This is a genomic window from Amycolatopsis roodepoortensis (assembly GCF_014873915.1).
In the GTDB taxonomy this organism is placed as follows: domain Bacteria; phylum Actinomycetota; class Actinomycetes; order Mycobacteriales; family Pseudonocardiaceae; genus Amycolatopsis; species Amycolatopsis roodepoortensis.
On record NZ_JADBEJ010000003.1, the window covers coordinates 16,911 to 25,717 of the forward strand.

Genomic DNA, 8,807 nt, shown 5'->3' on the forward strand with positions numbered 1-8,807 from the left:
CGTGGATGACCTGATCGCGTTCCTGCGAGCCCAACTGGACAAAGACGAGCAGGCTGCTCGGGCCGCCAGTCCGGGACCATGGCAGGTGGACAAGGAGACCTATCCGGAAGCGATCCACGGGGCGGATGGCGCTACCCCCGTGTCCGGTGGTCGCTGGGGTGGTGAGGCCAGCGTGTTCGACAAGGACGAGGACGCGATCCACATTGCCCGTCACGATCCCGTTCGCGTGCTGGCCGACGTCGCCGCCAAACGCCAGATCATCGGCCTGTGCAACCTCGACTTCAATGACGACGGCGAGCCGAGCTGTCTCGGTGGCTACGGTGAGGCGTACTGGGACGTCGTCCGCCTGCTCGCCCTTTCATACGCCGAGCATCCCGACTACCGCGAGGAGTGGCGACCGTGAGCGACGAGCCGACTGTGTGGGTGATCCGGATCCGGGACGACATCCGCGCGCACATGGCCACGAACCCGCCCGCCTCGTTCGCCGAGACCCCAGAGACGCGCGACTGGTACGTGCGGAACTGCATACGGCCGCTGGAGGACTACGTCATCGAAGAAGTACCCGGCCCGCTCGACCGCGCGAGGGAAGCCGAGCAGGAACGGTGGGAGCAGGCCAAGGCCGAGATCCGGCGTGAGGCACGGCAGAGGTTCCTCGACGGCAAGCGCAGAGGCTCCGGAGGATGAGCACGAGCTGGGCGGGCGGGAGCACACGTCGATGGCGCAGGATCCGCGAGGCCATCCTCGCGCGCGACGGGTGGATATGCCAGCTGTGCCAGCACGCCATCGACCCGAGGCTGAGCCACCCGCACCCGCGTAGCGCACACGTGCACCACCTCGACGGCAAGGTGTACGGCGACGACCCGGACCGCATGGTCGCGACGCACCGCGAGTGCAACCTCAAGGTCGGCGACCCCACGAAAGCACCCGACCCAGAGCCCCGGCCCATGACCGCGTGGTGACCGCGACATCGAGCAGCACGCATCATGATGATGACCAAGAGGGGAGGCCAACGTGAACAACATCAACAGCGAACGACGCGTACAAGGCCCTGACCTGCGGAAATGCGCGTCCATAGTGGACATGGCGCCTGACCTGCGGTTTTTCCCATACCCGCCCGGCCCGGACATCCACGTCCCTGTGTCCTCTCTCTCCCCGCGCCCCCACGGTGCGCCGCGATGACCGGCAAGGAGCTCGACGCACCGGTCATCGTGACCGTGATGGACGGCTACAGCTCGGTTTCTGAGGCGCTGTCGGTGACGCTCGACGAGCTGGATCTCGGGCGCGAGGACGCGGCGGCCAGTCAGCTCGCGCGACGCGTCGCCGAGGTGCTCGACAGGGAGCGGGACGGTCGGAAGACCGCCGAGCTCGCGCGGCAGATGCTAGCTGTGCTGGAGAGCCTCGGCGCGACGCCGGCCGCGCGCAAGGCGGTGCTTCCACAGGGCGGACCGGCCGAGCGCTCGCCGACGCAGCAGGCCAAGGACAGCCTGAAGGCTGAGATGCAGGACGAGCTCAACGTGCGGCGCGCGGCGCGCGGGTCGACGTCATGACCGCGGTCGCTGAGCCGGAGCTCGTCCTCGGCTCGACGACGCCGAGGATCTTCACGCCGCCGCTCGTGACCGGCCCGCCGGGGCCGTGCGGGTGCGGGTGCGCGCTGACGCCCGCGACGTCGTACGGGTTCAAGGTCGAACGGTTCGCCCGGGACACGCTCGAACGACCGCTCGATCCCTGGCAGCGGTTCGCGGCGATCCACGCCGGGGAATTGTTGCCGGATGGCCGGCCGAGGTTCCTGCAAATCCTGATCATCGTTGCTCGCCAGCAGGGCAAGACCGAGCTGCTGGTGATCCTCGTGTTGTTCTGGATGTTCATGGAGGAGCGGCGTCTTGTGCTCGGCACGAGCACGAACCTGTCGTACGCCGTGGAGTCGTGGGAGAAGGCGGTCGAGCTCGCCGAAGGCTGCGACGCACTCGCCGAGGACATCCCCGCCAACGGTGTCCGCCGGACCAACGGCGAGAACACCTTGCGCACGATCTACAAGACCCGGTACAAGATCGCCGCGTCCAACCGGAAGGGCGGCCGGTCGCTCACCATCGACCGGCTGATCCTCGACGAGCTGCGCGAGCATCACGACTGGACCGCGTGGAACGCCGCCGTGCCCGCGACGAACGCGGTGTGGGATGCGCAGGTCTACGCGATCAGCAACCAGGGCGACCACCGCTCGGTGGTGCTGAAGTCCCTGCGCAAATCGGCGATCGAGTTCATCAAGACCGGCGAGGGTGACCGGCGGCTCGGCCTGCTGGAGTGGTCGGCGCCGGAAGGGTCCCGGCCGACGGACGAACGCGCGCTCGCGATGGCAAACCCGAACTACGGGCGGCGCACCGACCCGGACTCGCTGCTCGGCCAAGCCCGCCGGGCGCAGAAGAACGGCGGCGAGGAACTGACCGGCTTCCTCACCGAGATCATGTGCATCGACGTCCCGATGATGGACCCGGCCATCGACGCCGCGGGCTGGGCCGCCGGTATCGAGCCGGGCACCCTGGCGGACGTCCGATCGCGCGTCGCGCTGTGCTTGGACGTCTCGCCGGACGGCCAGCACGCGACGTTGTCGGCCGCGGCGATGCTCGAGGACGGTCGGGTGCGCGTCGAGGTGGTGGGGACGTGGCGGGATCTGGCGTCGCTTCGCCGCGATCTGCCGAAGGAGGTCGCGCGGGTGAGGCCCCGGAAGTTGGGCTGGTTTCCGAACGGCCCGGCCGCCGCGCTCACCGCCGACATGAAAGCCCGCCAGCGCGAGGGCGACATCGCCGCGTGGCCGCCGCGCGGCGTCGAGGTCGACGATCTGAAATCGGACACGCCCGCGGTGTGCATGGGCTTCGCCGAATTGGTGAAGGCGGGCGAGGTCGTGCACTCCGACGACCCGCTGCTCAACGCACACATCGGCGGCGCGGAGAAGCTGCGACGCGGCGATGCGTGGGTGTTCACGCGCAAGAACGGGACCTTGGCGAGTGTCGATGACGAGGTGACTGGCCACGTGGACGGTGCCTACGCGACCGCTGGGGCGGTGCACCTCGCGCGGACCATGCCACCACCCCCTCGGAAACCGGTGATTTTGCGGGGACGGCGCCGCGAAGACACGCCGAACTGAAGGATTTACGGCAATCAAGCCGCCTCGCAGGAAATTCTCCTGCTAACCTGCGCGCATGGGACTGTGGCGCGACCTGTTCACGTGGGGGTACGGCCCTGAGCCGACGCCGCCGCGTGCGGCCGCCCAGCCTGAGCGCCCGGAGCGAGGGCGCCGCGGTGTCGCGTTCGAGCTGAACGCGCCATCGGAATTCCTCAACGGTGGCTCGACAACGGGGGCACTCGTTCCGCGAGTCGGCCGCGCCGAGGCGTTGACCGTCGGCGCGGTGAAGCGGGCCCGCGACCTGATCGCCGGAACCCTCGGCACGCTGCCGTTGCGGCTGCTCGACTCCGGCCGCAATCCGATCTCGTCCGAGCTGCTGGAGCAGCCGGAGGAAGACGTCGCCCGGTCGGTGACGATGACCCGCACGGTCGAGGACATGCTGTTCGAGGCCCGGTCGTGGTGGCGGATCACCGAGTTCGGCGCGCACGGCTTTCCCTCGAAGGTGCGGCGGCTGGAGCCGCGGTCGGTGCTGGTCCAGACCGACGCGAAGGTGTACGTGTCCAGCGACGGCGGCCGTCCGCAGGGCATCGCGAACGAGATCGTGCCGGACGCTGAGCTGATCCGGATCGACTCGCCGAATGACCCGCTGCTCACCGTCGCCGCGCGGGCGATCCGGATGGCGATCGCGCTGGACCAGCGCGCGGACTTGTACACCAAGGATCCGCTGCCGCTCGGGTACTTCAGTCCCGCCGACGGGATGGCCGACCAGGACCCTGACGAGGTGCAGCCGCTGCTCGACGAGTGGGAGGCCTCTCGCTCCGAACGCAGCTGGGGCTACGTCGGCGCGGCGTTGCAGCCGCACATCCTGCAATGGGACCCGGAAAAGCTTCAGCTCGCGAAGGCCCGGGAAGCCGCGGTGCTGGAAATCGCCCGGCACGCCGGCGTCGACCCCGAGGACCTCGGCGTCTCGACGACGACCCGGACCTACCAGAACGCTGAACAGCGCAGGCTCGACCTCGTCGACTTCACGCTCGCGGCGTACGTCTCGGCGATCGAGTCGCGTCTGTCCATGCGGGACGTCTTCCCGCCGGGGCACACCGTCCAGTTCGACTACGCGGGTTTCCTCCGCAGCGACACCTTGACCCGCATGCAGACCTACGAGGTCGGCCGCCGCGTCGGTGTCTACAACGACCAGCGCATCGCCGAGATCGAGAAGATCCCGAGCGCGAAGCCCCAGGCAGCGCCCGCCCCGGCGCCCGCACCCGAGGAGTCCTCTGTGGAGCAGTCGCAATCGCGCCCCGCCGCCGCGTTCGCCGACACCAGCGACCCCATCACCATCGGCTTCGACTCGCGGGGCGTGGCCGCACAGTTCGCCGCGGACAGTGCGAAGAGGACGGTGTCCGGCATCGCGGTGCCCTGGAACCAGGTCGCGCGCTCCGGGTTCTCGCGGTGGAAGTTCGCGCCGAACTCGCTGCACTGGGGCGGCCAGCCGTCGCGGGTGAAACTCAACCGCGACCACGACCGCTACAACTCCTTCGGCCGCGCGACCACCCTCGAAAGCACCGACGCCGGTCTTGTCGCCGCGTTCAAGGTCGGCCGCGGTCAGGTCGGCGACGAGATGCTCGCCGCCGCCGAAGACGAGGTCTACGACGGATTCAGCATCGAGATCGACTTCGAGGACGGCGACGGCTGGACGCCCGACCCGTCCGACGAATCCGTCCGGCTGGTCCATTCCGCCACGCTCCGCGCGGTCGCGCTGACCGCCATGCCCGCGTTCGACGGCGCCCGTGTCGCGCACGTCGCCGCGTCCCAGAACTCCCCAGGGGCGCCCGCCCCGGAGAAAAAGGAGAACCCCGCCATGACCACCGCCGAGCAGCAGCCCGCTGCCCCCGCCGCTCCGGCTGCTCCGGCCGCCGGTCCCGCCCAGACTCCCGCGCCCGCCCCGGCGGTCGCGGCCGGCGCGCAGACGCCCGACATGGCCGCGTTCGCCGCCCAGCTCACCGAGTCCCTCGGCGAGACCGTCGGCACCGCGATCACCGAGGCGTTCGCGAAGCTGCCGTTCCCCCAGGCACCCACCCCGCCGCCCGCCGAGGCCCGCCAGGTCGTCCCGGCCGGACGCGCCGTCGTCACCCGCGAAGCCCCGGTGTACTCGATGAACGGCGTCGGGAACTCGCTGGTCCGCGACTCGTGGCACGCCGCCCGTGGCGACCAGGACGCGCGCGACCGGCTTCGCAAGTTCGAGCAGCAGACCAGCGAGGTCGCGCGCGACACCGCGTCCGCGATGTTCGCGGCGAACACCACGAACGCCGCGGCCGTCATCCCGCCCGGCTACCGGCCGGACCTGTACGTCACGCAGCTCATGCGCGGTCGCCCGCTCGTCGGCGGCGTCTCCCGCGGCGCGCTGGAGGACGCGACCCCGTTCACCATCCCTTCCTTCACGAGCGCGTCCGGCATGTCGGCGGACAACGTCGAAGGCTCGAACCCCGCCGAAGGCACCCTCACCCTCGGCACCGTGACCGTGACGCCGAAGGCGATCAACGGCCTGTTCACCCTCACCCGCGAGATCGTCGACAGCTCGAACCCGGCAATCGACGCCATCGCGATGCAGGCGATGGGCGAGTCCTACTCGCAGCAGACCGAGGCGAAGGTCTACACCGAGCTCAACGGCGCCAACGGTCAGGGCGGTGTCATCACCAACGGGTTCGTTCCGTCCGGTGCGCAGGTGTCCACCACGACCGGCGGCTCCATCGCGGCGGGCACCTTCGGCGGTGAGAAGCTCATCGCCGGAATCCGCGCGGCCGAGGCCCTGTACCCGTTCCGCCGCTTCGGTCCGCCGTCGCGCGGCTACCTGTCGCAGGAAGGCACCTCGGCCCTGGCCACCGCGGTCGACGCCGAGGGGCGGCCGCTGCTGCCGTCGGTCGGCGCGCAGAACTCCGCCGGTGTCGGCAACGCGGTCGGACAGGCCTGGTACGTCGACGGGCTCACCTTCGAACCGTGCTGGTCGATGACCGGCAACGCCGCGGGCGACGCCGACGTCCTCATGGTCAACAGCAACGACGTGTGGGCGTGGGAGTCCGGGCTCCTGACGTTCCGCTACGAGGAGCGCAACGGGCCCGCGAAGATCGATTTGGCGTTGTTCGGCTACTTCGCGACCCGGGTCCTGCGCCCGGTCGGCGTGGCCGGCATCCGTCACACCGTCGGCGCGTGACCCATGGCTGAGACAACGCCGCCGGAGCGGCCCGCGAACTCGGCGAGCAAGGCCGAGTGGATCGCGTACGCGACCGCGGTCGGGGCCGACACGTCCGGCACCCGCGACGAGATCATCGCCCGGATCGACACCAAGGAGGCGACCGCGGCCGAAGCTCAGCCGGAGACGGGGGCGGCCCCGGCAACTCCGGTCGAGCAGGCCGCGCCGGAGTCGGTGACGTCCCTGGCCGAACCGGTCGCCGCCGAGGCACAGCCGGCGGCCGTGACGTTCCCGGCGACCCCGGTGCACACGTTCGAGGTCGTCATGTCCGAGGACGAGCCGGTCCGCGCGGGCGGGCACGTCCTCACCGATCAGGGCTGGGTGACCGAGGCGTCCTTGCAGACGCCCGTGTCCGACGAGAACGGGGACGTTCAGTGACGCACCCTGCCGTCGCGGAGAAGCTGGAGTTCTTCGAGTTCGAGCACCTGCCCGCCGAGTTGCGGGCGGTGTCCGAGCCGTGTGCCCGGCTGGCGCACCTGATGGCCACCAGCCTACCGCAGTCGTCCCAGGTCACCCTCGGGCTTCAGAAGCTGTTGGAGGCCAAGGACTGCTTTGTCCGCGCCGCGCTGCCGAAGCGTGAAGGCGAGGCGGGCTGATGAGCTGGCCGCCCACGCTCGAACAACTCAAGGAGGACCAAAAGGTTCCTCTTGACGACACCCGTGACGACGAACGGTATCAGTCCAATTTGGACGCCGCCGTCGCCTGGATCGAGCGTGTGCGGCCACAGTTCAACTACAACGCCGACCCGCTCGACACCCGCCCGGCGCCGAGCGATGACCACGTCCTCGGCACCATCCGGCTGGCCGCGCGCTGGTTCACCCGGCCGCGGTCGCCGGACGGTCTCGTGTCCATGAACGACCTCGGCACCGCGCGGGTCTCCTCCTTCGACCCGGACATCGACCGGATGCTCCGGATCGGCCGGTACGCGAAGGCGGTGATCGGATGAGCACGGTGTCCGACGCGGCTGGTGTCCTCGGCGCGGCGCTCAAGACCGTGGCCGGGGTCCGGCTGCACGACCTCGGTGACAACGTCGACCCGCCCGCGCTGGTCATCGGCATGCCCCAACTGACGTTCGAGGCCTACTGTCCCGGCCAGATCACGGCGGTGACGTTCCCCGTATTCCTCGTCGTCGCGCTGGACAACCGCGCCCAGGCGCAGCTGTGGGACCTGGTCGAGCCGGTCGCCGCCGCGATCGAGGACGTCGACGGCGCCACGATCGCGAGCGCCGACCCAACCATGTATCAGGCCGGGACGCAGGATCTCCCGGCCTACACCTTCGTCGTAGAAATGAGCCTGACATGACGCATCAGCGGCGCCTCAAGGTCATCACGTTGTCGATCGGCGCGAATCAGTTTCAGTGCCAGCTCAAGACCTGGAAGCTCGATCCCGGCGTGGAGGACGGCGACCGGCAGTACACCTACTGCGACGGTCCCGACAACTCTTTCGTCGAGGAGACCGACGGCGAGCCGACGCTCGAACTGGCGTGGTTCAGCGACTGGCGGTCCGCTGGGCTGGACGACTACCTGTGGTCCAACAACAACGTCGCCGCGGACTTCGTGCTCGACCACCACCCCGGCATCGTGGGTGAGCATGTCCGCTGGACGGGCAAGGTCCTCCTCAAGCCTCCGGCCGCCGGCGGCGACGTCCGCGCGACGGAGACCTCCGAAATCACGTTGCAGGTGCTCGGCACCCTCGGCGACGGCCTGACGTACGAAAGGATCTGACGACGATGGCGAGGATTTCCGTTGTCACACAGGCGGCCCCGCTCGCGGGACTCGCACCGAACCACACCGCACCGAACGCCGACGGCGACATCGTCGACGTCTCGGCGGGCACCTTCCTGTCCGTCATCAACGGCGGGGCGGCCCCGATCAACGTCACCGTGGTCACTCCCGAAGTGGTCGACGGCGACCTGACCATCGCGGACCGTGTCGTCGCCGTCCCGGTCAGCACCACGCCGAAGCTGATCCCGCTGACCAGCGTCCACTACCGCCAGCCGGTCGGCGACGCCAACGCGGGCAGGGCACTCGTCGACTACTCGGCGATCGTCAGCGTCACCCGCGCTGTCATCAAGATCTGATCGTCCACTTCGTACCGGAAGGCCTCACACCCCGATGTTCAAGTTCACCCTGACCCCCGAAGACGGCGCACCGTTCGAGGTCGATGCCGACTCCCGCGACGTTCTCCAGTGGGAGAAGCGGAACAAGGGCGCCACCCTGAAGCGGCTTCTCGAGGAACTGGCGATGGCCGACCTGTACAAGGTCGCCTACATCGCCGCGAAGCGGCAGAACAAGTTCGACGGCACGCCGGACGAGTTCGAGGCCTCGGTCGTGCTCGACTTCGATGTGGAGGAGGGGTACGACGACCCTTCCCAGAGGGGTCGCTGAACCGCTGGATCGTCGCCCTCGCGCTCGCCACCAGGACATCACCGTCCGAATGGGA

Annotated in this window: 13 protein-coding genes; all 13 read left to right on the plus strand. The window is 69.4% G+C overall.

Features of this window, described 5'->3' with window-relative positions:
• Nucleotide 1 precedes the first annotated feature (1 nt).
• The 13 genes from H4W30_RS10300 (at nt 2) to H4W30_RS10360 (ending at nt 8,752) form a co-directional block, all read left to right on the plus strand.
• Complete coding sequence (locus H4W30_RS10300) at nt 2–403, plus strand: DUF6221 family protein (protein ID WP_191334897.1); 402 nt, start codon at nt 2–4, stop codon at nt 401–403.
• Nucleotides 400–684 carry a hypothetical protein gene (locus H4W30_RS10305; RefSeq protein ID WP_191334896.1) on the plus strand — a complete coding sequence of 95 codons (285 nt, stop codon included), beginning with the start codon at nt 400–402 and terminating at the stop codon, nt 682–684. The genes H4W30_RS10300 and H4W30_RS10305 overlap by 4 nt, the downstream gene beginning before the upstream one ends.
• On the plus strand, nt 681–959 hold the full coding sequence (locus tag H4W30_RS10310) for an HNH endonuclease (RefSeq protein ID WP_191334895.1): 279 nt from the start codon (nt 681–683) through the stop codon (nt 957–959). Before H4W30_RS10305 ends, H4W30_RS10310 begins: the two co-directional genes overlap by 4 nt.
• A 216-nt stretch (nt 960–1,175) precedes the next feature.
• Nucleotides 1,176–1,547: a terminase small subunit gene (locus H4W30_RS10315; RefSeq protein ID WP_191334956.1), complete on the plus strand. Its 372-nt coding sequence runs from the start codon at nt 1,176–1,178 to the stop codon at nt 1,545–1,547.
• A complete protein-coding gene (locus H4W30_RS10320; RefSeq protein ID WP_192742663.1) occupies nt 1,544–3,139 on the plus strand; it encodes a terminase in 1,596 nt (531 codons plus the stop codon). Before H4W30_RS10315 ends, H4W30_RS10320 begins: the two co-directional genes overlap by 4 nt.
• Nucleotides 3,140–3,194: 55 nt before the next feature.
• Nucleotides 3,195–6,326, plus strand: a complete 3,132-nt coding sequence (locus H4W30_RS10325) for a phage major capsid protein (protein WP_191334954.1) — start codon at nt 3,195–3,197, stop codon at nt 6,324–6,326.
• A 3-nt stretch (nt 6,327–6,329) separates the two neighbouring features.
• Nucleotides 6,330–6,743: a hypothetical protein gene (locus H4W30_RS10330; RefSeq protein ID WP_191334953.1), complete on the plus strand. Its 414-nt coding sequence runs from the start codon at nt 6,330–6,332 to the stop codon at nt 6,741–6,743.
• Nucleotides 6,740–6,961 (plus strand): hypothetical protein, encoded by a 222-nt coding sequence (locus tag H4W30_RS10335; RefSeq protein ID WP_191334952.1) that lies wholly within the window; start codon nt 6,740–6,742, stop codon nt 6,959–6,961. Before H4W30_RS10330 ends, H4W30_RS10335 begins: the two co-directional genes overlap by 4 nt.
• Nucleotides 6,961–7,311: a hypothetical protein gene (locus H4W30_RS10340; RefSeq protein ID WP_191334951.1), complete on the plus strand. Its 351-nt coding sequence runs from the start codon at nt 6,961–6,963 to the stop codon at nt 7,309–7,311. Before H4W30_RS10335 ends, H4W30_RS10340 begins: the two co-directional genes overlap by 1 nt.
• On the plus strand, nt 7,308–7,667 hold the full coding sequence (locus H4W30_RS10345; protein WP_191334950.1) for a hypothetical protein: 360 nt from the start codon (nt 7,308–7,310) through the stop codon (nt 7,665–7,667). The genes H4W30_RS10340 and H4W30_RS10345 overlap by 4 nt, the downstream gene beginning before the upstream one ends.
• Nucleotides 7,664–8,089: a hypothetical protein gene (locus tag H4W30_RS10350; RefSeq protein ID WP_191334949.1), complete on the plus strand. Its 426-nt coding sequence runs from the start codon at nt 7,664–7,666 to the stop codon at nt 8,087–8,089. The genes H4W30_RS10345 and H4W30_RS10350 overlap by 4 nt, the downstream gene beginning before the upstream one ends.
• Before the next feature lie 5 nt (nt 8,090–8,094).
• The gene (locus H4W30_RS10355; protein ID WP_191334948.1) at nt 8,095–8,445 is read left to right on the plus strand and encodes a hypothetical protein; all 351 of its coding nucleotides are present in this window, start codon (nt 8,095–8,097) and stop codon (nt 8,443–8,445) included.
• Nucleotides 8,446–8,479: 34 nt separating this feature from the next.
• Nucleotides 8,480–8,752 carry a hypothetical protein gene (locus tag H4W30_RS10360; protein ID WP_191334947.1) on the plus strand — a complete coding sequence of 91 codons (273 nt, stop codon included), beginning with the start codon at nt 8,480–8,482 and terminating at the stop codon, nt 8,750–8,752.
• Nucleotides 8,753–8,807 lie beyond the last annotated feature (55 nt).

What these genes read in the sequence shown, in the direction of transcription:
- H4W30_RS10350 (WP_191334949.1), top strand. Translation starts at nt 7,664, where the DNA reads ATGACGCATCAGCGGCGCCTCAAGGTCATCACGTTGTCGATCGGCGCG.
- H4W30_RS10325 (WP_191334954.1), top strand. Translation starts at nt 3,195, where the DNA reads ATGGGACTGTGGCGCGACCTGTTCACGTGGGGGTACGGCCCTGAGCCG.
- H4W30_RS10345 (WP_191334950.1), top strand. Translation starts at nt 7,308, where the DNA reads ATGAGCACGGTGTCCGACGCGGCTGGTGTCCTCGGCGCGGCGCTCAAG.
- H4W30_RS10355 (WP_191334948.1), top strand. Translation starts at nt 8,095, where the DNA reads ATGGCGAGGATTTCCGTTGTCACACAGGCGGCCCCGCTCGCGGGACTC.
- H4W30_RS10360 (WP_191334947.1), top strand. Translation starts at nt 8,480, where the DNA reads ATGTTCAAGTTCACCCTGACCCCCGAAGACGGCGCACCGTTCGAGGTC.
- H4W30_RS10340 (WP_191334951.1), top strand. Translation starts at nt 6,961, where the DNA reads ATGAGCTGGCCGCCCACGCTCGAACAACTCAAGGAGGACCAAAAGGTT.
- H4W30_RS10315 (WP_191334956.1), top strand. Translation starts at nt 1,176, where the DNA reads ATGACCGGCAAGGAGCTCGACGCACCGGTCATCGTGACCGTGATGGAC.
- H4W30_RS10310 (WP_191334895.1), top strand. Translation starts at nt 681, where the DNA reads ATGAGCACGAGCTGGGCGGGCGGGAGCACACGTCGATGGCGCAGGATC.
- H4W30_RS10330 (WP_191334953.1), top strand. Translation starts at nt 6,330, where the DNA reads ATGGCTGAGACAACGCCGCCGGAGCGGCCCGCGAACTCGGCGAGCAAG.
- H4W30_RS10320 (WP_192742663.1), top strand. Translation starts at nt 1,544, where the DNA reads ATGACCGCGGTCGCTGAGCCGGAGCTCGTCCTCGGCTCGACGACGCCG.